General features: G+C 50.2%; 19 protein-coding genes. 11 read left to right on the top strand and 8 right to left on the bottom strand.

Features of this window, described 5'->3' with window-relative positions; all coding sequences use genetic code 11:
• Window positions 1-15 precede the first annotated feature (15 nt).
• From IMY23_RS09855 to IMY23_RS09845, 3 genes are all read right to left on the bottom strand, one after another.
• A complete protein-coding gene (locus IMY23_RS09855) occupies window positions 16-729 on the bottom strand; it encodes a GLPGLI family protein (RefSeq protein WP_192821920.1) in 714 nt (237 codons plus the stop codon).
• A gap of 112 nt (window positions 730-841) precedes the next feature.
• Window positions 842-1,096 (bottom strand): hypothetical protein, encoded by a 255-nt coding sequence (locus IMY23_RS09850; protein ID WP_192821919.1) that lies wholly within the window; start codon window positions 1,094-1,096, stop codon window positions 842-844.
• A 20-nt stretch (window positions 1,097-1,116) separates the two neighbouring features.
• Complete coding sequence (locus IMY23_RS09845; RefSeq protein WP_192821918.1) at window positions 1,117-1,356, bottom strand: hypothetical protein; 240 nt, start codon at window positions 1,354-1,356, stop codon at window positions 1,117-1,119.
• A gap of 1,281 nt (window positions 1,357-2,637) precedes the next feature.
• On the opposite strand from IMY23_RS09845, the gene IMY23_RS09840 reads away from it, so the two are divergent.
• The 4 genes from IMY23_RS09840 (at window position 2,638) to IMY23_RS09825 (ending at window position 6,983) form a co-directional block, all read left to right on the top strand.
• Window positions 2,638-3,390: a phosphoadenylyl-sulfate reductase gene (locus IMY23_RS09840; RefSeq protein WP_192821917.1), complete on the top strand. Its 753-nt coding sequence runs from the start codon at window positions 2,638-2,640 to the stop codon at window positions 3,388-3,390.
• A gap of 15 nt (window positions 3,391-3,405) precedes the next feature.
• Window positions 3,406-4,314, top strand: coding sequence for a sulfate adenylyltransferase subunit CysD (cysD, locus tag IMY23_RS09835; RefSeq protein ID WP_192821916.1), 909 nt, complete (start codon window positions 3,406-3,408; stop codon window positions 4,312-4,314).
• A 331-nt stretch (window positions 4,315-4,645) separates the two neighbouring features.
• Window positions 4,646-5,923, top strand: a complete 1,278-nt coding sequence (locus tag IMY23_RS09830) for a sulfate adenylyltransferase subunit 1 (protein WP_192821915.1) — start codon at window positions 4,646-4,648, stop codon at window positions 5,921-5,923.
• A 169-nt stretch (window positions 5,924-6,092) separates the two neighbouring features.
• Complete coding sequence (locus IMY23_RS09825; RefSeq protein ID WP_192821914.1) at window positions 6,093-6,983, top strand: sulfite exporter TauE/SafE family protein; 891 nt, start codon at window positions 6,093-6,095, stop codon at window positions 6,981-6,983.
• A 283-nt stretch (window positions 6,984-7,266) separates the two neighbouring features.
• Here IMY23_RS09825 and metX read toward each other — a convergent pair whose 3' ends face one another.
• Entirely contained in the window at window positions 7,267-8,277 is a 1,011-nt protein-coding gene (gene metX, locus IMY23_RS09820; protein ID WP_192821913.1) for a homoserine O-acetyltransferase, read from the bottom strand.
• Window positions 8,278-8,333: 56 nt separating this feature from the next.
• Here metX and IMY23_RS09815 point away from each other — a divergent pair, with 56 nt between their 5' ends.
• Window positions 8,334-8,759, top strand: coding sequence for an OsmC family protein (locus IMY23_RS09815; protein WP_192821912.1), 426 nt, complete (start codon window positions 8,334-8,336; stop codon window positions 8,757-8,759).
• Window positions 8,760-9,276: 517 nt separating this feature from the next.
• Window positions 9,277-10,446, top strand: a complete 1,170-nt coding sequence (locus IMY23_RS09810) for a PLP-dependent aspartate aminotransferase family protein (RefSeq protein WP_192821911.1) — start codon at window positions 9,277-9,279, stop codon at window positions 10,444-10,446.
• 438 nt (window positions 10,447-10,884) lie between these two features.
• Here the strand turns inward: IMY23_RS09810 and IMY23_RS09805 are convergent, their stop codons facing one another.
• From IMY23_RS09805 to IMY23_RS09790, 4 genes are all read right to left on the bottom strand, one after another.
• On the bottom strand, window positions 10,885-11,424 hold the full coding sequence (locus IMY23_RS09805) for a pyridoxamine 5'-phosphate oxidase family protein (protein ID WP_192821910.1): 540 nt from the start codon (window positions 11,422-11,424) through the stop codon (window positions 10,885-10,887).
• 118 nt (window positions 11,425-11,542) lie between these two features.
• Window positions 11,543-12,385, bottom strand: a complete 843-nt coding sequence (locus tag IMY23_RS09800) for a metallophosphoesterase (protein WP_192821909.1) — start codon at window positions 12,383-12,385, stop codon at window positions 11,543-11,545.
• Between the two features lie 18 nt (window positions 12,386-12,403).
• Window positions 12,404-13,312, bottom strand: a complete 909-nt coding sequence (locus tag IMY23_RS09795; RefSeq protein ID WP_192821908.1) for a polysaccharide deacetylase family protein — start codon at window positions 13,310-13,312, stop codon at window positions 12,404-12,406.
• A 221-nt stretch (window positions 13,313-13,533) separates the two neighbouring features.
• Entirely contained in the window at window positions 13,534-13,725 is a 192-nt protein-coding gene (locus IMY23_RS09790; protein ID WP_192821907.1) for a cold-shock protein, read from the bottom strand.
• Window positions 13,726-14,076: 351 nt separating this feature from the next.
• On the opposite strand from IMY23_RS09790, the gene IMY23_RS09785 reads away from it, so the two are divergent.
• From IMY23_RS09785 to IMY23_RS09765, 5 genes are all read left to right on the top strand, one after another.
• The gene (locus tag IMY23_RS09785) at window positions 14,077-15,138 is read left to right on the top strand and encodes an oxidoreductase (RefSeq protein WP_192821906.1); all 1,062 of its coding nucleotides are present in this window, start codon (window positions 14,077-14,079) and stop codon (window positions 15,136-15,138) included.
• Window positions 15,139-15,406: 268 nt separating this feature from the next.
• Window positions 15,407-16,147, top strand: a complete 741-nt coding sequence (locus IMY23_RS09780; RefSeq protein ID WP_192821905.1) for a hypothetical protein — start codon at window positions 15,407-15,409, stop codon at window positions 16,145-16,147.
• Window positions 16,144-18,915 (top strand): TonB-dependent receptor, encoded by a 2,772-nt coding sequence (locus IMY23_RS09775; protein ID WP_192821904.1) that lies wholly within the window; start codon window positions 16,144-16,146, stop codon window positions 18,913-18,915. Before IMY23_RS09780 ends, IMY23_RS09775 begins: the two co-directional genes overlap by 4 nt.
• On the top strand, window positions 18,915-20,108 hold the full coding sequence (locus IMY23_RS09770; protein ID WP_192821903.1) for a DUF4249 domain-containing protein: 1,194 nt from the start codon (window positions 18,915-18,917) through the stop codon (window positions 20,106-20,108). The genes IMY23_RS09775 and IMY23_RS09770 overlap by 1 nt, the downstream gene beginning before the upstream one ends.
• A 59-nt stretch (window positions 20,109-20,167) precedes the next feature.
• The gene (locus IMY23_RS09765) at window positions 20,168-22,525 is read left to right on the top strand and encodes a hypothetical protein (RefSeq protein WP_192821902.1); all 2,358 of its coding nucleotides are present in this window, start codon (window positions 20,168-20,170) and stop codon (window positions 22,523-22,525) included.
• Window positions 22,526-22,659: the final 134 nt, after the last annotated feature.

Raw genomic sequence — 22,659 nt, 5'->3', positions numbered from 1 at the left:
GCTGTACGCATAGGTTTACAAAGGTATTATTTCTACCAAATTGGGTTTTATAGTGAGTTCTACATCTGGCTCTGCATTTGCCTGCATTGATTTCTTGATTCGGCTCATAGCCTTCTTGTATTGTAGACTATAAGCATCCCAAGTGATGGCCTCGTCGGCTTTAAAAGTAGAGACAGGTAATGGTTTCAGTGGCTTTTTCTCAATTTTTGTGGCCTCAATAGATAGTACACCGTCATCTGAGGCTACTGCCAAGATGAGACCAGGCAAGCCATCAAATTTCCAAGGGCCGCCCATTAATGAAATATCTGTGGAATACCAAGCAGTATACTTACGGCCTCTGAAAGTAGTAGTAGCCTTTTTGCACTTAAAGGATTTTATCTGTTTAGTTTCACTGGCTAGTTTCCATGTTTGCAATGGAAGTTCATCTTTAATAAAAAATACTTTGTTAATCATGGGTTGGTTGTACCGAGTTTGTTTTTGGAGATAGTCTTTGTAAACAAAAGGTATAGCCCCCGTATTAGCATTTATTAATTCAGTACCGTTTCTAGCTTCTTGCTCACTTTTAAGCTTAATGTAGTAGCTAGCCTCATGTGTTGCAGTGAGTTTATAAACAGCCCTAGTGACCAAGTCATCGAATGTAATAGTATGATTATATTCTATTTCGTATTGCTGTGCATTTGTGAGAAATGAATAAAAGTAGATTGTTAATAGTGTTAATAATAGTCTCATATTATTATAGTATTTTATTGATAATTACAGTATTAAATAGTGTTATTTATATATTTGAGATTAATATATAAATAACACTATTGTTTTTTGATTTATACTCTAAATGTAACCGTTAAAATTCCATTAAATCCATCATAATTTCAAATGCATTTCGGGTTGCTTCTTTACAAGCCTTCTCCATTGCAGTTTCACAACTTGTAAAGATGTTGCCTGCTGTTCCAGAAAACCCATAAGATCCTCCAAAGCCGTCAGGAACATTAATTGTGCAAGTGACTCTGCAAAATGGATTGTTTGCCTTTGGGTAAGATTTTACATTTGAATTAATAAAAAAACAAAATACTAAAATGACAGGAAATATACGTTTCATATTTATTATTATTATTATTATTAGTTTGAATAAGCTTCAATTGCCTCTCTGGTTTTTTCACATGCTCTAGCATAAGCCGCAGCGTCATTTGATAGGAACCAACCTGCGCATGCAGTTATGGTGATGGAATTTCCATCCTCTAAAGGAACAGTTTTTGAACAACACTGTCTGTCAAAAACTTGCTCAGTTTCTGAAGATTTAGCAGATGTTAGTGAAAAGCATAAACATACTACTACTGCTGATAATAATTTTTTTCTCATAAAATTAATGAATTTAATAATTGCCTACTTGGTAAAGGCATCAGCACTCCTTTTTTATTATTCTAGTTAAAGTAGAAGGTTAACTTGTTTTTCATAAGTAGTACTTCTGTTATCAATAGAAAACCTACAGGCAAAATCTCCATTGTTCTGTTCATATAGAAACTAGTACCTCTAAGTGCATAATCTATCATTCAGTAATGCAAACACTCAGAACAAGGGTGTCCTTGGTAACTATATTAAAAGTATGCAAGTGGGTTTTCTAAAAATAGGAAACATTGCTCTTTTTGATAATCTTAATCATTTAAATAAAAATTATAATTATATCTATAAATTAATTCAAATAACGCTTAACTGCGGTATTTGAATTAAAAAAAACAGCTATTTTCCTCATTTGGTAACATCTGACTTTATAGAATCCTAAAAATGATTTTGCACAGGCTTTACTTAAGTAATGAACCAGAAATTAATTATTCAAGTTTAGATTGACCCTTTCGATTTATTGACTTTGCAAGTTTTTTAATGAAATTTTATATAGAAATCAACATTTTTATATTTATGCATCAAAATTTGATAATATGTTCATATTTTTTAAAACTTGGCTACGGTCCATGTGAATACTCTTTTGCTCCATATTTTTTTCGAAATTGCATGAGATAGTGAAGTGAAGTTGGAAAAGTCTACCCCTTCTAGGCAATGGTTACTTTTTTATTTTTGGCAAATTTCCGGAAACGAAGCCAAAAACGGAATGTAGCGTCGTTACACAGTAGAGCTACGCAGCCAAACTGCTTCAGACAAACTAGGACCCGTGCTTCGCAGCTTTGCCCTGGAGTTGGGCCTGTTGCATATAGAACTGTTCTCGTTCATGGAACCACGCCGTTACAGTGTAACGACGCTACATTTCTGGTACAGTAAAAATCTATTTTAAAGCCTATTTTGAAAAACGAGCCTGAAAACGAAAACACAGCTATTGAAAATACGTTAACCTTGCAATGCTATTGTTAAAATTTATACACATAAATAATGTTTGGGTTATTTAATTTTCATAAACAAAACTCTACTAAATTGATAGGAAAACTTGATTTATAAAATTCGGTTTCTATATTTGCGTCATCTTATCTTAACAGCCAGAACAAGACTACATGGTCTACTCTTCTCACACAAAGCGAATGCGCTTCTGTTGTTGCAGCTCTGGCTGCTGTTGTTGCTAACCCTCGGCTTCAACAAAGTCCCTTTGCCCAGGCGGCAACCCAATTTTAATTTCTTTACCAGTATTTTCTTGCAATGGCCTCTTCTACCCAAAAGCTGGTGTCTCTCCTTATTCAGGAAACAGCAGGCTTACCCATAGACCAAACCCTTGCCTTGCTGGCTGGTCGGTTCCCGGGCGCGGTGACGTTTTCCTCTAGTTTCAGTTTTGAGGACCAGGTCATCTCGCACCAGATTCTGGAAAACCAGCTGCCCATCTCTATTTTCACGCTAGACACCGGCCGCCTTTTCCCCGAAACCTACAGCGTTTGGAGCAAAACCAATGCGGCCTACCACACGCGCATCAAGGCCTATTACCCCAATCATGAGAGCCTGGAGGAATTTGTGCAGGCCACTGGCCCCAACTCCTTCTATGAATCTACCCAGAACCGGAAAGACTGCTGCCACATCAGAAAAGTAGAGCCGTTGAGACGCGCACTGGCCGGGAATTCTATCTGGGTCACGGGTTTACGCGCCGAGCATTCGCCAGGCCGGGGAGATTTGCCCCAGTTTGAGTGGGACGAAGGAAACCAACTCATCAAGTTCCACCCGCTCCTGCATTGGTCTACCGACGAGGTGATGGCCTTCATCAAACAAAACAACATTCCTTACAACTCGCTGCATGACAAAGGCTTCATCAGCATTGGGTGCGCGCCGTGCACGCGGGCCATTCAGCCGGGCGAAGATTTCAGGGCCGGCCGCTGGTGGTGGGAAGACAGCAGCAAGAAAGAATGTGGGTTGCACGTAACGGAAAAGCCAGGCGTGGCCAATTCATTAGCGAAGATTGATTAGACAGAAGTACCGATTATGGGTTCCTATACATTAGATTACCTGGATCAGCTGGAGTCAGAAGCGATTCATATTTTCAGGGAAGTGGCGGGTCAGTTTGAGCGTCCGGCCCTGCTGTTTTCGGGCGGAAAAGATTCTATCGTGCTGGTGCACCTGGCCCTGAAAGCGTTCCGGCCCGGCAAGTTCCCGTTCCCGCTGGTGCACGTTGACACCGGCCATAACTTTCAGGAAGCATTAGATTTCAGAGATTACTTGGCAGATAAGATTGGCGAAAAACTGATTGTGCGCCACGTGGAAGACACCATCAAAGCCAAAGGCCTCACCGAGCAGAAAGGCAAACTGCCCAGCCGCAACGGCCTGCAGACCTACACCTTGCTGGACACCATTGAGGAGTTTGCCTTTGACGCCTGCATTGGCGGTGCCCGCCGCGACGAGGAGAAAGCCCGCGCCAAAGAACGCATTTTCTCCGTCCGTGACGAGTTTGGCACCTGGGACCCCAAGCTGCAACGCCCCGAGCTCTGGAACATCTACAATGGCAAAATCAACAAAGGCGAAAACGTGCGCGTGTTCCCCATCAGCAACTGGACTGAACTGGACATCTGGAACTACATCCGTCGCGAGAACATTGAGCTGCCCAACATTTACTTCGCCCACGAGCGCGAGGTACTGGAGTTTGAAGGACGCCTGGTTGCCACCAACCAATTCATTACCCTCAACGGAACCGACGTGGTGAGCCGCAAAGTAGTCCGTTACCGCACCGTGGGTGACATGACCTGCACCGCCGCCGTAGAGTCCAGCGCCTCAACCCTAGATGATATCATCAATGAAATCATCGCGACCAACACCAGCGAGCGCGGCCAGACCCGCATTGACGACCGCGCCTCTGAAGCCGCTATGGAGGATAGAAAGAAGAACGGGTATTTCTAATGAGTGAAGGATGGAGTGAGTGAGTGAGTGAGTGAGTGAGTGATTTTTTCTTTCACTGTAAACCGGATGTAGTGACTAAACTTCTTGCTATTTGTCATTCTGACTTTCTTCCTCTATGTCATTTTGCTTTCTCCCTCTTTGTCATCCTGAAAGGATCTTGTGGGCGAGCTAGAAAAGCAGTTGCCACGCAGAAATAAAGTTTTTCGGCACAGCCGATGTGGAAAATAGAAATCAAAAAGGTGAGTAGTATTTCCGTTTTCGGGCTCAATTCTGAAAAAGAGGCCGAAAACGGATAGTACATAAGCACATTGCTTCATTAGCACATTTCAAAATGGATATTCTAAGATTCTTAACCGCCGGAAGCGTAGACGATGGCAAAAGCACGTTGATTGGCCGCCTGTTATATGACAGCAAATCCATCATGGTAGACCAGTTGGAAGCCATGGAGCGCAGCACCAAGAACCGCGCCGCCGGCGAAGTAGATTTGGCGTTGCTCACCGACGGGCTCCGGGCTGAGCGGGAGCAGGGCATCACCATTGACGTGGCCTACAAATACTTCTCTACGCCCAAGCGCAAATTCATCATCGCAGACACGCCGGGGCACATTCAGTACACCCGCAATATGGTCACCGGCGCGTCTAACTCTGATTTGGCCATTATTTTGATTGACGCGCGCCACGGCGTGGTGGAGCAAACCAGAAGGCATTCTATCATTGTATCATTGCTCAATCTGCCGCATGTGGTGGTGGCCGTGAACAAGATGGATTTGGTGAACTTCTCTGAAGACAAGTACAATGACATCGTGATTGATTACGCGCAGGTGGCCAAATCTTTGGGCCTGAAAAACGTGACCTTCATCCCCATCAGCGCTTTGAACGGCGACAACATCGTGGATAAATCTGCGGCAATGCCGTGGTACGAGGGCGAGTCTTTGCTGCGCGTGCTGGAAACCGTGGAAGTGCACGAAGACATCAACCTCTCTGAAGGCCGTTTCCCGGTGCAGTACGTCATTCGTCCGCAGACCGAGGAACTGCCAGATTACCGCGGCTATGCCGGAAAAATCATCAGCGGCATCTATAAGAAAGGCGACAAAGTGGTGGTGCAGCCCTCGGGCGTGGAAAGCACCATCTCGGCGGTGGAAATAGGCGGCGAAGAAGTGGAAGAAGCCTTCGCGCCGCAGAGCGTAGTCTTGCACCTGGCAGATGACGTGGACATTAGCCGCGGCGATGTGATAGTGAAGCAAGACGCGCCCGTGCAGGTGGCCCAGGAATTTGAGGTGGTGTTGTGCTGGATGGGTAACACGCCGCTCTTGCCGCGCAACAAATATCTGCTCCAAATCAACAGCCGCACCGTGCGCGCCGTGGTGAAAGAACTGCACTACAAACTCAACGTGAACACCCTGGAGAAAGAACTGTCGCCGGTCTCGGCGGGCCTGAATGACGTGGTGAAAGCCGTGATTAAAACTGCCTCGCCCATCGCGTTTGACTCCTACAAGAAACTACGCGCCAATGGCGGCGCCATCTTGATTGACGAAACCAGCAACGTGACCGTAGGCGCCTGCATGATTTCCACCGAAGCCAAACAGGAAGAATTCTGGGCATTTAGTTAAAATCATTTTCTGATTTTAGGAATCCCCGTTTTAGGGCTCATTTCTGGAATTGAGCCCTAAAACGGGAATGAATTCAGTCCTTCAAACTCTACCATTCGGGCAAAACTAAAATGCGCAGCCAAAGGACAATACCAACGTGCTACCCGTGCCACTTGACCGTCACCGGCCTATGAATTTAAAAACCGAGCACCGGAAAAAGATGTCGCTGGGCGGCGCGGCAGCGTTGTTTTTGATGGTGCTGGGTTACGGCGTTTCTTTCTTTTTTCCGCTGGCCGAGGCGGCGGCGCGCACCCAAAACCTGTTGCTGAATGTTGAGCCCCTGTTCTACTGGATGATTCTGGCCGGGTTTGCCGCGCAGATGGTAGACGGTGCCTTGGGCATGGGCTACGGCGTTACCTGTACCACCATTCTCATGTCATTAGGCGTGAATTTGCCAGCCATCAGCGGAAGCATTCACACCGCCGAGGTGTTTTCCAGCGGGGCCTCGGGCTACAGTCATTACAAGTTCGGGAACGTGAACAAGAAGCTGTTCAAGGTGCTGCTCATACCGGGCGTGCTTGGGGCCATTGCGGGCGCGTATCTGTTAAGCGTGGTGGGCGAAGAGTACGGCGATTATGTGCGTCCGGTGCTGGCGTTTTATACTTTGATTCTGGGTTCCCGTATTATGTACAACGCCTTCCGGAAGAAAAAAGCAGCCAAACAGAAGATTAAGAAGGCTGGTCTGTTGGCCGGGGCCGGCGGTTTCCTGGACTCGTTTGGCGGGGGCGGATGGGGGCCTCTGGTAACCAGCACCTTGATTGCAAAGGGCCGCGCGCCCCGCTTTGTGATTGGTTCGGTGAGCATCACTGAGTTGTTTGTGGCGCTGGCCAGTTCGCTCACGTTCTTCGCCATGCTGGGCCTGAGTCACTTGCACATCATTTTGGGCCTGGTGATTGGCGGGCTGATTGCCGCGCCCATCGCCGCCCACCTGGCCGGAAAACTGCCCATGAAAACCATGTTCATCGCCGTAGGCTCACTGGTGATTCTCTGGAGCCTTAGAATTCTGCTGAAGACGTTGTAGACCTCACCCCCGGCCCCTCTCCCACGGAGAGGGGAGCTTTGCGGTAAAGCGTTTTTGGCTTCATTTTCAGAAACGAAGCCAAAAACGGAAATTGGCAGAGGCAAGTTTACTGTTCGCAGATTCCCCCTTGGAAGGGGGTAGGGGGATGTTTACACTGGAGGGAACGCAATGTTGAGGTATTCTTTATTGGAAACCGGTTAACTTTTAGCCAGCGTTTAGGACAGGTCGCGACTTATTCCTACCCAGACGGCATTGTGCCTGAAACTGGTTTTGCTTTCTAAATCTAATCTAACCATTCTGTGAAATGCCGGGAAATTTTCTCGCCTTCAATGATAAACCCATCATGGCCGTAGTTGGAGTCAATCTCCACGTAGGTGGCGTGGGGCAAGTGCTGGGCCAGGAATTGTTGTTCCTGCACCGGGCAGAGAATATCACTGCTGATACCAATAATAAGCGTTCTTTGATTTATTTTCTGCAAGACGGGCTCTAATTTTCCGCCACGGCCACGGCCCAGGTGGTGGCTGTCCAGGGCTTTGGTCAACACCCAGTAACTGTAGGCATTGAAGCGGTTGACCAGTTTATCGCCTTGGTAATTCAAATACGATGACACGCGGTAATTGTCCAGTTTCTCAGGGTCGGGGTCGGTTTGGTTTTGGGCCAGAATCTGGTAGTTGCGGTAGGTGAGCGTGCCTAACGCGCGAGCGGCTTTGAGACCTTTCGCGCCAGCGGTAGGAGAGGGTTCGCCCCAGGTACCATCGGCTTCCAGCATTAAGCGTTGGGTGGTGTGAATGCCAATGCTCCATGTACTTTCGGCGGCCGAGGTGGCCAACAGGAACAGGTTTTCCACTACTTCCGGCTCGGCCAGCGCCCATTCCAAGACCTGGAAACCGCCCATGCTGCCGCCCGCCAGAATCTGTATTTTCTCCAGCCCCAGGTGTTCGCGGAGCAAAATGTGCGCCTTCACCATGTCTCTGATGGTCATGGCCGGGAATGATGCGTAATAAGGTTCCTGGGTTTGAGGGTTCACGCTGAGCGGGCCGGTGGTGCCGTAGCAGGAACCCAGAATGTTGGCGCAGACAATGAAGTGCTTGGCCGGGTCTATGACTTTATTTTCGCCCACCAGGCCATCCCACCAGTCCATGGCGTTGGAATTAGCGGTCAAAGCATGGCAAATCCAGACCACATTGCTTTTCTTTGCGTTCAGCTGACCAAACGTGTGGTAGCCCACCGTGATTTCTGGAAGTGTTTGCCCGCCTTCTAACGCAAAAGGCTGGGCGTTTTGAAAATAATTCATGCAGCACCGTTATCTTTTGCAAAGTAAAGGCCTGCAGGCGTAAAACCGACATAAATATGATAAGAATTGAGATGAACAGAGTGGCCGGCGACTACGGTTTTGAGGCCAAAGATGCCAATGGCCACTCGTTAACCACCGACACCAGCCCCGAAGGCGGCGGCACCAACGCCGGCGTGCGCCCTATGCAAATGCTCTTGATGGCTTTGGGCGGCTGCAGCGGCATTGACGTGGCCATGATTCTGAAGAAGAAGCGCCAGGAACTCACCGGATTCAGAATGGATATTTCCGGGGAGCGCGAAGCCGGCAGGGAACCCAGTCTCTGGAAAACCGTGCACGTGATTTTCGACTTGCAAGGCCACAACCTAGACCAAGCCAAAGCCGAACAAGCTTGCCAACTCTCCATGGACAAATACTGCTCCGTGGCCGAAACGCTGAGAAGGGCAGGCGCGGAGATTACCTGGGAAGTGCGGGTTACGGCGTAACCAGTTCTGAGTCTCTAGTTCTGAGTCCTGAGTTGGGAAATGTAAACCCACCCCTAACCCCTCCGAGGAGGGGAATATACTGGCTAGCATTTTGGGACTCATTTCTGGAAATGGAGCCGAAAACAGGACTTGAACCTGTAGAGACCAGGCACTGCCTTGTCTCCCACGCATTCCAGATAATTCCTTTTCTGGGAGGGGTAGGGGTGCATGCAACTCAGTGTAGGGACCGCTTCAGCGCTTGCTCAAAAGACCTCGTAGTGCGCGCAGCTCCTACGAGCGTCTGTGCCATGAACGTTTCGCCAATCTGGAGATTGGTTGCCCGTTACTGCGAAGAGCGCGTTGCTAACTCTTCGCAGAGCGTATTTCTATGTAGAACGCATTTCTTCGCAGAACGCATGTTTCTAAGCAGCACGCGTTTTTCTTAGCCGAACTTGTACAAATTAACATCACGTGTCTTGCTACTTGATACCTGCTTCCTGATACCAACTTGCACATTCAAAAATTAGCACATTAAATAATGGACTACCATCCGCTGACCCAAGCCATAAGAATACAGACTGAGCGCACCCAGGAAATGGAGCATTCCACGCCTCTTTTCCTGACCAGCAGCTTCATGTTTGACAACGCCGAGGACATGCGCGCCGCCTTTGCCGATGAAACCGATGACAACATTTACAGTCGGTTTTCTAACCCCAGCGTGCAGGAATTCACCGACAAAATGTGCGCCCTGGAAGGAGCCGAAGCAGGGCACGCCACTGCCTCTGGCATGAGCGCGGTGTTCGCCTCGTTCATGGCCTTGCTCAAAGCCGGAGACCATCTGCTGGCCTGCAATTCCATCTTCGGGAGCACGCACACCATCATTACCAAATATTTGCCCAAGTACGGCATTGAGTACAGTTACGTGCCCGCAGACAATCCCGAGGAATGGGAAGCCGCCATCAGGCCGAATACCAAAATGCTGTACCTGGAGTCGCCTACTAACCCGGGGCTGGACATTCTGGACCTGGAGGCCGCCGGCAAACTCTGTAAAAAGCACAACATCATTTACAACGTGGACAACTGCTTCGCGACGCCCGTGAACCAGCGGCCCATTGAGTTTGGGGCTGATTTGGTGGTGCATTCGGCTACCAAATGGATTGACGGACAGGGCCGCGTGTTGGGTGGTGTGGTAGTGGGCAAGAAAGAACTGGTGAAAGAGATTTTTCTTTTCTGCCGAAGCTCGGGCCCCGCTTTGTCGCCGTTCAATGCCTGGGTGCTGAGCAAGAGCCTGGAGACGCTGGATGTGCGCATGGAACGCCACGCCAATAATGCCTTGGCCATCGCCACTAAACTGGAAGGACATGAAAAACTCAACTGGGTGAAATATCCGTTTCTGCCCAGCCATCCGCAGGTGGAAATCGCCAAGAAACAAATGAAAAACGGTGGCGGCTTGTTCTGTTTTGAACTGAAAGGCGGGCTGGACAGCGGCCGCAAGTTCCTGGACAGCCTGCAATTGATGTCGCTCACCGCCAATTTGGGAGATACCCGCAGCATCGCCTCGCACCCCGCTAGCACCACCCACGCCAAACTCACTGAAGCCGAGCGCCAGGCTGTGGGCATTACGCCGGGTTTAATCAGAATTTCCGTGGGCTTGGAGTACGCCGATGATATTCTGAATGATATTCTGCAGGCGCTGGAGAAGTGCTGAGGTAATTAGTGGTTTTTCGTTTTCAGTGGTTAGTGATTCGTTATTGCTGGTCCGGATTTATCAATCCGGACTTACTCCTCAGGGGATTTATAAATCCCCGACAGACTACTTTCGGATTGATAAATCCGAAAGAGCGGTAACTATCAAAAAACTGTTTCAATCAACCATCTCTCTTTTGTCATCCTGAAAGGATCTTGGTGGCCAACTAGACAGGCTTTTACCAAACGCTTTTCTAACTTGCCCACAAGATCTTTCCAAGATGACAAAAGAGAGATGGTCTTATTGCATTTCCGGGGATTTATAATTCCCCAACAGAATACAGCCGGATTGATAAATCCGGATGAGCATTTTGCGTCATCTGGATTAAAACAAAAAGCGTTTTCGGGCTCATTTCTGTAAATGAAGCCGAAAACGCCTTTTTATGAACGGTAAAGAAGTCTATTTCACGTTCAAGTTTCCTTCAATGGAATCATCCAGGGTTACGCCAATGGTGGCGCCTACGGCCTGTTTCATGAACGCGATGGCGTTGCCGTGTTTGTTGTCCCAGTAATAGCCGCCGGTGGGCACCACCTGCAAAACGGTGATGCGCGGGTCGTCAATGCCTTCGGTGAACCAGGTTTTGAGCATGGGATTCCAGAGTTCCTTGATTTTTTCTTTGTCTTTGCTGAGGCGCGCGTTGCCGTGCACCGTGAGGAAGTCTGAGTATTTGGAGCCCTGGAAGAATAACTGCACAAAAGGGTCTTTCTCCAACTCCTCTACCTTGTGCGAATCATCTGAGGTCAGGAACCAGAAACTACCAGTATCATCGGCTTTGAGCACGGCCATGGGGCGCGAGGTGATGGGCTGGCCAGCCTGGATGTTGGTGCAGAAAAAACAGCTTTCGGCGTTCTCTGCCAGCTCTTTCATTTTCTTGGCTGCTTCCTGGCCCTGTAAATCCTGGTGGTTGTCTTCGGGTTGGTTTTGGTTGATGCTATCCATGTTCTGGTAAAGTTCTAGGTGAACCTAGATGTACTGGTTTTACCGGCAAATGGATTTGGCGAGGCGTTAATTCTGTTTTCGGCCCCGTTTCTGGAATAGGGCAGGAAAACGGAAAAATTCACCCTTGGGCCAGCTCAAAAATAGTGATCTCCGGCCGCACGTTAAACCTGACCTGGAAGGAATGCCCAATAGCCCGGTTGATGTAAAGCGTTCGGCCGTCCTGTAAATCTATTTCGCCCTGGGCGTATTTTTTGTTTTTGACGGGCAGGATGGGTGCGGGCAGAAAGGGAGGCTTGCATTGGCCGCCGTGGGTGTGCCCGGCCAGAATCCAGCCTTGGTAACCGTTCCAGACGTCCAAATCGCAGACATCGGGGTTATGGCAGAGCAGCAGGTTGGCTTTGGAGGCGTCATACTGCTGCATGACCTGTGCTGGCGCGAAGTTCAGGGCCCAATAATCGTCTAGCCCAATAATGTTGAGACCTGCGAAATCTGCTTGCCGGTTGCTCAAGACGGTAATACCGGCTTGCTCCAGCTGCGAGGTAATCTGGTCGGCTACGGGTTGCTCTGCCCAGTTTTTGCCGTAGTCATGGTTTCCCAGAATGCCCACGGTGGCCAGCTTTCCTTTCACGGCGTGCCGCAAAACTTCGTCTAATTGCTGAAACTGGGTTTCATCTTCATAGCTCACAAAATCGCCGGTGTAGACCACAAAATCCGGTTCCCAGTTCTGGGCGTCTTTAAAAGCCTTAATCAGATAATGGTAGTCAAACCGGTTGCCCACGTGCAGGTCGCTGATTTGCATCACCGTTTTGCCCACTAAGTGGCTGGGAAGGTGTTTGATGGGCATTTTCTTCCGGACAAACTCCAGCCAGAAAGGCTCCATCTGCAGGGTGTACCAACTGCCCACGGCGCCCAGGCCCAGCGTTCCCAGCAGCGCGTGGTTCAGAAAATTACGTCTGTTCATGCGGTAAAACGCGAGGCCTTAGAAACTGTTCTGAATGCTGTTGTACAAGCCCTTGGTGCTCCAGTAACCGCTGGCAATAATGCGCCGAATGGTAAACAAGGGGTCATTTGGGTCACGTTTGGTAGCCAGAATATAAGCCGCCTTGAATCCGCGTTTCTGCAGTTCCGGAATGGCCTCTGGCCGCCACAACCCGAACGGATACGCGAAATACTCAATAGGTTTGCCGGTGATGGCTTCCAACTGTTTGGTGGGTTTTTCAATCTGGCGCACCCAGTCGGCGGCTTCATATTTCTTCACGTTGCCGTGGTCATAAGTGTGCGAGCCAATCACGTGGCCTTCGTCTGAAAGCTGCTTGATCTGCTCTTTGGTCATGTAATTGGGCCGACCAATAGACACGGTCATGATGAAAAACACGCCCTTGAAACCGTATTTGTCAAGCGTGGGTTTGGCCACGGTGTATTGGTCCAGCTTGGTGTCATCAAAGGTGAGCATGATGGGTTTGCTGGGCAGTGGCGTGCCTTTGGTGAGATAGGCCTGCAGTTGGTCGGGCAGAATGGTGTGGTAGCCGCTGTCGGCCAGCATTTTTATCTGGGCTTTGAAGTCATTGGGCTTTACAATGTAGTCTTTGCCCACTTTCCCGTCTTTGGCGGTCCACTCGCGTATTTGGTGGTAGCACAAAATGGGCACCTGTTTTCTGGCCAAAACGGTCTCAGCGGTGGCGGGTGCGGTAGATTCTGAAGTGGTGGCTGGGGCAGGAGTTGGCGTCGTTTCCGGGGTGGTTGCGGCTGGGGAAGCTGCCCCTGCCACAGTGGCGGTGGCGGCAACTGGTGCGGTTTCTGATTTGGTTTCAGCTGCAGAGGAGCAGCCACTTATCTGTAAGCAAAGAATGGCCGCGCACAGCGCACCAGCCCAAGATTTGAAAGACATAGACAACATGAAAAGGGTTAAAAAGCCCGAATCCGCATTCCCATCACTGGGCACATGCGTTCAGTGTTCTAAGCTACTCAAAAAAGAAAGACCGAAGTGCGTTTTGGGGCTCATTTCTGAAAATGAGCCCCAAAACGCACTTCGGTCTTAAAAGTGGGGACAAGAAAAAGGGCCTCGTAATACTACGAGGCCCTTTCCTGAGAACTGATTTATATTAAAACTTAAGCAAGTTTCACATTTACAGCGTTCAAACCTTTGTTACCTTCTTTCAGGTCAAAAGTTACTTCATCGTTTTCTCTGATTTCGTCCACTAGGTTAGACACGTGTACGAAATACTCCTCATTTGATTCTGAGTCCTTAATGAAACCAAATCCTTTGGAGTCATTGAAGAATTTTACTTTACCGTTTTTCATTTTGTGATATTAATTGATACTCAAATATACGAGAATATTTTTGACTAGGTGCGTTTGTGCTAAAAAAAGATGACAGCCTTAAAAAGCAAAACGCCAGAAGGTTGCCGTGCAGATAATAGAGGCACTTTTTACGCAGTTTTACTGGTGATGAAAACTGGTTCAGACTGATAGCCCTACGGCCAAGCTGGCCGGGTTTTACACCCCAAAACCAAAAGACGAATTCTTTTTTGCAGACCCAAAGCCAGCCAGGTTACTTTTCAAAAGCCAGTGACGTACAAGTAGAAACTAAAAATAAGGGAAGAACTGGCTATTTTGCCACAGCCGGGCTTACCAGCAGAAAACAGCAGCATTATGACTAAAGACAACATACGCGTAGGGCTTATTGGGTTTGGCATGGCCGGCAGAATTTTCCATGGGCCGTTCATTCACGCCGTGCCGGGGTTGGAACTCACCAGAATACGGGAGTCTAAGGCACCCAACATCCAGATTGCGCAGGATCGCTACCCCAAAGCCGCCATCACCGCCAACGTAGAAGATATTTTTGCAGACGCTGCCATTGACCTGGTGGTGATTGCCACGCCCAACGCGTCGCACTTTGAACTGGCCCAGAAAGCGCTCCTGGCCGGCAAGCACGTGGTGGTGGAGAAACCATTCACGCCCACCTCTGAGCAAGCCACCCAATTGATTGAACTGGCCCAAGCCCAGGGCAAGCTGCTCACCGTCTACCACAACCGCCGCTGGGACAGTGACTTTAAAACGGTGCAGAAAGTAGTGGCCAGTGGCGTGCTGGGCAATGTGGTGGAATACAAAGCACATTTTGACCGGTTCCGGCCGGCTGTGCGCGAGAATACCTGGAAAGAAGAAGTCGCGCCCGGCGCGGGCATTGTCTTTGACCTGGGTTCTCACTTAATTGACCAGGCGCTGGTGTTGTTCGGGCGGCCTATAGAAATTTTTGGGGACATGCGCGTGCAACGAAAACACAGCCGGATCATAGATAAATTTGAGGCCACCTTGTATTATGAAAACTGCACCGTCACGCTGTCGGCGGGCTTGCTGGTAAAGGAACTCAGTCCCCGCTACACGCTCCACGGCGACCAGGGCTCTTTCCTGAAATATGGCCTGGATGTGCAGGAGAAAGCGCTCAATGACGGCCTGTTGCCGCACCAATCTGCCAACTGGGGCGTGGAGCCTGCCTCTATTTGGGGCCACCTGCACACCGAGCACCAGGGCCTGAAACTCAAAGGCACCGTAGAAAGCGAAGTAGGCCATTACCGCGGGTTCTATGAAAACGTGTACCAGGCCATTACCGGCCAGGCGCCGTTAGTCGTTACCCCAGAACAGGCCCGGGATGTGATTACGGTCATTGAACGCATTAAGCAGAGCAGTGATGAGAAACGGCGCGTTTCGTTTTAACATTTCTGGTAGAATTGTTTCTTCCCGTCTTCGGGCTCATTTCCAGAAATGAGCCCGAAAACGGAAAAACTTTTCACTCAGATGGCACCCTTTTTATGTAGCGAACATAGGCCGAAGTAGAATTAGGAACTGCCTTGGCGAAGCTGAATGCCAGCGTATTACAACCCTTCTGTTTTAACTTCTGAATTTATTTTACAAAGTGGGCTGGCAAAGGTTGCTTCTTGGAAATATTCTGAGAAATTGCAGTAAAATAGTAACTCCCTTCCCCATGTCCCGAAGCGCAGCCTGCATCTTTCTGCTTATTTGTGTCTTCGGCACAAACCCGGCAGCCTTTTCCCAGAACCCAACTTCTGCCAATGCTCAGCCTTCTGCCCTGGAACCGGGAGCCGGGGCTTTGAAACTGTACCATACAGCGCTACGGATACAAATGCCTGTCTTTGTGGGGCCGGAATACACGGGCTTCGCAGGCAAATTAAAAGGCCATCCGTTTTATGGCTCAGACCTTTGGGAAGATGGCACGCTCACCTTTGACGGCATCACCTACGCGGCAGTCCCCTTGCTCTATGATATTGCCAATGATTTGGTAGTGGTGGTGCAGCCCGGCGAACAGGGAACGCTGCATAAAATTCAGATAGCGGTAGAGAACGTCCAAAATTTCAGCACCAAGGGCCATTCATTCACCAGATTAGATTCTACCATACAAGACATGCCGGGTGGTTTTTATGACCAGTTGTACCTGGGTCAGGTGCAAGTTCTGGCCAAACGGACCAAGACCACCCTCAAGCAGTCTACCGGCCTTACTTTCAATCAGAAAGACACTTATTTCATCCACAAAAACGGACAATATTATCCCGTGAAAAGCAAGGGCTCCGTGCTCAAGGTGTTCGCAGATAAAAAAGCCGACCTCCAGAAATTCATGAAAGAACAGGGCGTGGATTTCGCTCAAAACCCGGAGGCGGCCATGGTGCGGTTAGCGAAGGCGTATGACCAATTAACGTCCCGGCCATGAGCATCCGTTTTATTTTGGGGCTAATTACGGCTCTGTTCATCAGTACGTTGAGTTCAGTTTCTGCCCAGAACAAGCTGCCTGTGACGGTTTCAGGTACTTTTGCGGGGCTTACGTTTGAGCAGTTTGTCAAGCAGGTAGAAGCCCAGACGCCTTATAGGTTTTTCTTTGATCCACGGCAGCTAGACAGCCTGCGGGTACAGTTGCCTCAGGTCAATCAGCAGCCCATTGCCGTGGTCTTGGAGCAGTTATTCAAAGGGTCTGATGTGACGTTTGCCATAGACTCAGAGAACAGGGTGTTTGTGGTGAAAGGAGCCAGCTTGCAAGCCTCACTTCCCGCAGATTTTCTCAACGGCTCCCAAGATTCTGAAGCCAGCGTGCCCAGCGTGCTCGCGCAGCGTGATGCCCGAAAGCAAACCGCCGGCTCAGAAACCAAACTCTATGAAATTGGCATCAAAACGAACAAAATCACACCCGGCAACGCTACCATACGGGGCACGGTTGTAGACGGAAAAACGGGTGAGCCGGTGGTGGGAGCCATTGTACTGATTGAAAACCCCATGACCGCCGTGAACACCGATGAGAACGGCAACTACGCCTTGTCTTTGCCCAAAGGTCGTCACACCTTGAAAATCAGGAGCATTGGCATGCGCGAAACCAAGCGCCAGATCATGCTCTACTCAGACGGCCGCCTGGGTGTGGAACTTCAAAGCAGCACGGTGTCTCTGAATGAAGTGCTGGTGCGCGGCAACCGCGATAAAAACGTGACCTCAGCGGGCATGGGCGTGGAGAAACTGGACATCAGAACCATTCGGCAGGTGCCCACTGCCTTTGGTGAGGCCGATGTTTTGAAAGTGGTCTTGACCTTGCCGGGTGTGAAAAGCGTGGGCGAGAGTTCCACGGGCCTGAACGTGCGCGGCGGAGCCACCGACCAAAACCTGATTCTTTTCAATGATGCGACCATTTACAATCCGTCGCACTTGTTCGGTTTCTTTTCGGCGTTTAACCCAGACGTGGTCAAAGGCGTGGAATTGTACAAGAACAGCATTCCGGCCAAGTACGGCGGCAGACTGGCCTCAGTGCTGGACATTACCACGCGGGAAGGGAACAAGCAGAAATTTGCGGGTGCAGGTGGTATTGGGTTGATTGCCGGTCGGTTGTCGTTGGAAGGGCCTATCATCAAAGATAAGACCTCGTTTTTAGTAGGCGGCAGAACGTCCTACTCAGACTGGCTTTTGAAACAATTGCCCAATGAAACCCTGAACAACAGCAAAGCCGGGTTCTTTGATCTCAACGCCACCGTGCACCACACCATTAACGCCAACAACGCGCTTAGCCTGACGGGCTATTTCAGCAATGATAATTTCAAGCTGGGCAGTGACACGCTGTACCAATACCAGAACCGGAACCTGATTTTCAAGTGGGGCCATTCGTTCAAGGAAAATCTGTTCGGGACATTCACTACGTCTTACAGCGGCTACAACTACAACGTCACCAGTGAGAAAAACGAAGTCAACGCCTATGGCCTGTCGTACAACCAGGAGCAGGTGAATGCCAAGGTAGACCTTACCTATAACCTTGGGCAGAAACACACCCTGGACTTTGGCGCCAGCAGCACCTTCTACAAAATGAACCCGGGCAACTACCAGCCCCTGGGCGAAACCTCCCTGGTGGTACCAGACAAAGTGGCGCAGGAGCAGGGCCTGGAAAGTGCCATCTACCTTTCTGACCAGTATGAAATTACGCCGCGGTTAATGGTGTCAGTGGGGCTTCGGTATTCCTTTTTCAATTACATGGGCAGCAAAGAAGTGTTCACGTACGCACCGGGTGTGGCCAAGAATGAAAGCACTGTGATTGATAAAACCCAGTACGGCAGCAACGAGGTCATTAAAACCTACCATGGGCCAGAGTACCGGGCAGCTTTGCGCTTCAGTTTCACGGAGAGTTTTTCTGTGAAGGCGGGCTATAACCGCATGCGCCAGTACCTGCACATGCTCACCAACTCGGCCATGATTTCCCCCACAGACATCTGGAAACTGAGTGACAGCCACATCAAACCGCAGCTAGGTGACCAGATTTCCCTGGGGCTTTTCAAGAACTTCAAGAGCAACACCATTGAGACATCGGCGGAGGTCTACTACAAAACCATGCAGAACGTACTGGACTATAAAAGTGGCGCCAAACTACTGCTCAACCACCAGATTGAAACCGATGTGATCAACTCCAGGGGTAAAGCCTACGGCGTGGAACTGATGGTGCGCAAAACCGAAGGCAAACTCAACGGCTGGCTCAGCTACACCTGGTCACGGTCCTTGATTCAGTCAGATGACGAGGAGTTTGTGGAGAAGATCAACCTGGGGAAATTCTACGCCAGCAACTTTGACAAACCGCATGATGTGACCTTGGTGGGCAATTACCGCTTCAGCCGCCGCATCAACACTTCGCTTAACTTCACTTACAGTACCGGTAGGCCTATCACCTTGCCGCTTTCCATTTTTGAAATTGGCGGTTCCAAGCGCATTTACTACTCAGAAAGAAACCAGTTCAGGGTGCCAGATTATTACCGCGTGGATTTTTCTTTGAACCTGGAAGGCAGCCACAAAATCAAAAAGCTGGCGCATAGCTCCTGGACCCTGGCGGTTTACAACCTCACGGGCCGCAAGAACCCATATTCCATTTACTTCAAGTCTGAGGAAGGCATGATCAAAGGCTACAAACTGTCCGTCTTCGGTCGCCCGATTCCTACCGTGACCTATAACTTTAAATTCTGATGAAATCATCTTTTAAGTTTCTTTGGTTGGGTCTCTTTTGCCTGGTGTTGGCCAGTTGCGTGGAGGAATACCTCTTGCCGGAGACCGCCGCCGGCGAAGGTTTGCTGGTGGTTGACGGAGCTGTGGAAATAGAGGCGCGCAAGGCGTCTGTCCGGTTGACCCGCACGCAGAGCCTGGCCAACAAAGCCGCCGCTAAACCAGAGACCGGCGCCACCGTCTGGCTGGAATACGGCAACGGCACCAAAATCACGTTGGCAGAAAAACCTGCGGGTACCTACTCAGCCACCGGTCTGGCAGTAGATTATGGGGTAGAATATAAACTTCGAATTAAGACCAAAAACAACCGGGAATACACGTCCACCGCCGTGAGCACGGGCAAAACACCGCCCATTGAGTCCATCACCTGGGACGTGGAAGGCAGCAACGTGAACATACGCGTCAACACCAGTGACCCTGCCAACAGCACCAAGTACTACCGCTGGACCTATGACGAGACCTTTGAATACACCGCCCCCTACTACACCAGACGCATTTTAGACAAAGACGGCAAAATGCGCCTCAGAACCCCCGAAGACAGCACCTACCAGAACTGCTGGAAATACGGGGCTTCCACCAATATCTTGGTGGGCGCTACCACCAGGCTGGCAAATGATGTGGTCAACGGATTCCGGATTGCCGCCATTAACGGGAATTCAGAGAAATTGAGCATGCGCTACAGCATCTTGGTCAAGCAGTATGCCATCAGCCGCGAGGAGCATGACTTCTGGGAAATCCTGCGGAAGAACACCGAGGAAGTAGGCTCTTTGTTTGATGCCCAGCCTTCCCAGATTAGAGGAAACGTGACCAACATCAGAGATGTCAATGAACCGGTGTTGGGATATTTCAGCGCGCGTTCTTTGGCAACCAAGCGGTTTTTCCTGGAGAGGGCTCAATTGAACCCCTGGGAGTTTCAGTATACAAGAACTTGCACATTTGTGCCGGTTCCCATTATTCCAGGGGTGGGGCCAGATCCTAATTTTATCAATGATTTTGTCAAAATGCGATATGTACTGGTGGACCCATTAGATGAAATAGACTTCCCGCCACCCAGCCCTAGTGCAGATGGTGACAGTGGGCCGCCCTGGATGTTGAAGTTTAGCTGCGCCGAATGCCGGGACAACGGCGGAAGTGGCAAGAAACCTGATTTTTGGTAACCGTGCCCATGACTAGACCTCATCTTCACAAGTCGTTTGTTCTGACAGCTTTCTGTCTTTTGTTCAGCATCAAGGGTTGGGCCCAAAATGTACTTCTCTCAGATATTGGGCAAAAACTGCATGCTGCCGCTAGCCACGCCACGCCAGAAAAGCTGTTTGTACACACAGACCGTAATTACTATTTGGCCGGTGAAACGCTTTGGTTTAAAATCTACCAGGTAGACGGCATCACCCACCAACCCTTTAGCCTCAGCAAGGTAGCCTGCGTGGAAGTGCTGGATTCTGAAAACGTGCCTGTGGTTCAGGCCAAGGTGGCCATGGACCAGGGCGGGGGCGGGTCCCTGGCCTTGCCGTCTTCCATGGCAGCGGGAAAGTACGTCTTGCGGGCTTACACCAACTGGATGAAGAATTTTGACGCCGCCTACTTTTTTGAGAAGTCAATCACAGTGGTCAACACGTTTAAGCCTCTCGCTCAAAAAGAACCAGAGGTGTCTGTGGATTACATGGTGCGGTTTTTCCCGGAAGGCGGACACTTGGTGAACGGCTTGCAGAGCAAAGTGGCGTTTCAGGCGGTAGATGCGCAGGGCAAAGGCGGCAGTTTTGTAGGCGCAGTGGTCAACAGCAAAAATGACACGGTAGCCCGTTTTTACACCCATAAGTTCGGGATTGGCACCTTTCAACTCACGCCAGAGGTTGGGCAGCAGTACCGTGCCGTGTTCAAAGGCAATCAAGGCCAGCTGATGACCAGGCCTTTGCCAGAAGCCCAGGGAAGCGGGGTAGTCTTGCAACTCACAGACACGCATCCAGACCATGTGTCAGTGGCGGTGACCACGGCAGGCGTGAACAAGGCCTCGTACTCGCTGTTGGTGCACACGCGCCAAATGGTGCAATGGGTGCAGACCCAAAGCGTGGACCAGCAAGGAACCGCAACCTTTCTACTGCCTAAATCGAAATTGGCCGAAGGTATCTCGCACCTCACGTTGTTCAATGCCGCCAATCAACCTGTAAGCGAGCGGTTGTACTTCAAGCGGCCCCAGGCCCAGGTCCTGAATATAAAAGCAGATACTGACCGCCGGGAATACACATCTCGCAGCGAGGTAAACTTGCAGGTGACTGCGCAAAGTTTTCTCAACGCGGGCCAGGCCGCTCAACTGTCGGTGGCGGTGTACAGGCTTGATTCCTTGCAGGCGCCAGAGACCGAGGATATTCTTTCCTGGTTCTACCTGAGCTCAGACCTGAAAGGTGCCGTGGAAGACCCGGGTTATTATTTCCTGGACATGGGCCGTGAAGGCGAGATTGCCGCCGACAACCTCATGCTGACCCACGGCTGGAGCCGCTTCACGTGGGCCGATGTGCTGCAAAATCCGGAGAAGCCCCTGACCTACATACCCGAGGTCAACGGCCATTTGGTGAACGGGAAAATCACCGACCGCAGAACGGGTGCCCCGGCCCCGGGGGTGATGACCTACTTGGCGGCACCGTCTTTAAAAGTGGGCCTTGCTTTGGTTAAAAGTGACCAGAACGGGAGACTGCTGTTCCAGATGCCAAATTTGTACGGCACCCGCGACGTGGTCCTGCAAACAGACACGCGCCGCGACAGCACCTACCAGTTTGAGATTCTGGATCCATTTTCTACTGAATCGGCAACGCGCAAACCGCACCCATTAACGGTAACTTCCAATCTGTTGCCGCGCTTAGAGGCTGCTAGTCTGCATCTGCAGGTGCAGCGTTTCCATGCGCCAGATTCCACGTACATCTATAATTTCCCCAGGGTAGACAGCACCGCTTTTTACGGGAAACCAGACCGCCAGTATCTGCTGGATGACTTCACCCGATTCCCGCTCATGGAAGATGTGCTCCGCGAATACGTGCCGCCGGTGTTGGTGCGCAAGCGAGGAAAACGGTTCCAGTTTGCGGTAGTAGACCAGTTTAGGAAAGAGTCTTTCAAAGATGAACCTTTGGTGTTGTTAGACGGCGTGCCCGTGTTCACCACAGATTCCATCATGGCCTATGACCCCAAGAACGTACGCCAGCTGGACGTAACGGCCCGTAAATTTTACATGGGCGCCACAGAGTTCCCAGGCATTGTGAGCTTCACCACGTACGCCGGCAACCTGAAAGGCTTTCAGGTAGATCCCAGGGCTTTGCTGGTGGAGTATGACGGCCTGCAGATCCAGCGCGAATTCCACAGCCCGCAGTACGGCACCTCAGAGTTGCAGACCAGCCGCCTGCCCGACCTCCGCAACCTGCTTTACTGGAACCCCACCGTGCAAACAGATAGCCAGGGCAAGGCGCAGCTTCAGTTCTTCACGGCAGACCAGAAAGGCAGATACCAAGTGGTTATCCAAGGCCTCGCCCCAGACGGAAAAGCCGGCAGCGCCACCCACGCATTTGAAGTAAAGCAACCAGACTTATAGGTGTTTTCCGTTTTCGGGCTCATTTCTGAAAATGAGCCCGAAAACGGAAAATCAGCATTGCGTGTTGAGACCAGGCACTGCCTGGTCTCAACGGGTTCAGAAACGCACCAGGCGCTCGCTCAAAAGACCTCGTA

Source organism: Rufibacter sp. LB8, assembly GCF_014876185.1.
GTDB lineage: Bacteria > Bacteroidota > Bacteroidia > Cytophagales > Hymenobacteraceae > Nibribacter.
This window is presented reverse-complemented; position numbering and strand designations above follow the sequence as displayed.

Bases quoted from the DNA above. Each gene is read 5' to 3' on its own strand.
- IMY23_RS09855 (WP_192821920.1), bottom strand. From the start codon at position 729: ATGAGACTATTATTAACACTATTAACAATCTACTTTTATTCATTTCTC.
- IMY23_RS09850 (WP_192821919.1), bottom strand. From the start codon at position 1,096: ATGAAACGTATATTTCCTGTCATTTTAGTATTTTGTTTTTTTATTAAT.
- IMY23_RS09845 (WP_192821918.1), bottom strand. From the start codon at position 1,356: ATGAGAAAAAAATTATTATCAGCAGTAGTAGTATGTTTATGCTTTTCA.
- IMY23_RS09840 (WP_192821917.1), top strand. From the start codon at position 2,638: ATGGCCTCTTCTACCCAAAAGCTGGTGTCTCTCCTTATTCAGGAAACA.
- cysD (WP_192821916.1), top strand. From the start codon at position 3,406: ATGGGTTCCTATACATTAGATTACCTGGATCAGCTGGAGTCAGAAGCG.
- IMY23_RS09830 (WP_192821915.1), top strand. From the start codon at position 4,646: ATGGATATTCTAAGATTCTTAACCGCCGGAAGCGTAGACGATGGCAAA.
- IMY23_RS09825 (WP_192821914.1), top strand. From the start codon at position 6,093: ATGAATTTAAAAACCGAGCACCGGAAAAAGATGTCGCTGGGCGGCGCG.
- metX (WP_192821913.1), bottom strand. From the start codon at position 8,277: ATGAATTATTTTCAAAACGCCCAGCCTTTTGCGTTAGAAGGCGGGCAA.
- IMY23_RS09815 (WP_192821912.1), top strand. From the start codon at position 8,334: ATGATAAGAATTGAGATGAACAGAGTGGCCGGCGACTACGGTTTTGAG.
- IMY23_RS09810 (WP_192821911.1), top strand. From the start codon at position 9,277: ATGGACTACCATCCGCTGACCCAAGCCATAAGAATACAGACTGAGCGC.
- IMY23_RS09805 (WP_192821910.1), bottom strand. From the start codon at position 11,424: ATGGATAGCATCAACCAAAACCAACCCGAAGACAACCACCAGGATTTA.
- IMY23_RS09800 (WP_192821909.1), bottom strand. From the start codon at position 12,385: ATGAACAGACGTAATTTTCTGAACCACGCGCTGCTGGGAACGCTGGGC.
- IMY23_RS09795 (WP_192821908.1), bottom strand. From the start codon at position 13,312: ATGTCTTTCAAATCTTGGGCTGGTGCGCTGTGCGCGGCCATTCTTTGC.
- IMY23_RS09790 (WP_192821907.1), bottom strand. From the start codon at position 13,725: ATGAAAAACGGTAAAGTAAAATTCTTCAATGACTCCAAAGGATTTGGT.
- IMY23_RS09785 (WP_192821906.1), top strand. From the start codon at position 14,077: ATGACTAAAGACAACATACGCGTAGGGCTTATTGGGTTTGGCATGGCC.
- IMY23_RS09780 (WP_192821905.1), top strand. From the start codon at position 15,407: ATGTCCCGAAGCGCAGCCTGCATCTTTCTGCTTATTTGTGTCTTCGGC.
- IMY23_RS09775 (WP_192821904.1), top strand. From the start codon at position 16,144: ATGAGCATCCGTTTTATTTTGGGGCTAATTACGGCTCTGTTCATCAGT.
- IMY23_RS09770 (WP_192821903.1), top strand. From the start codon at position 18,915: ATGAAATCATCTTTTAAGTTTCTTTGGTTGGGTCTCTTTTGCCTGGTG.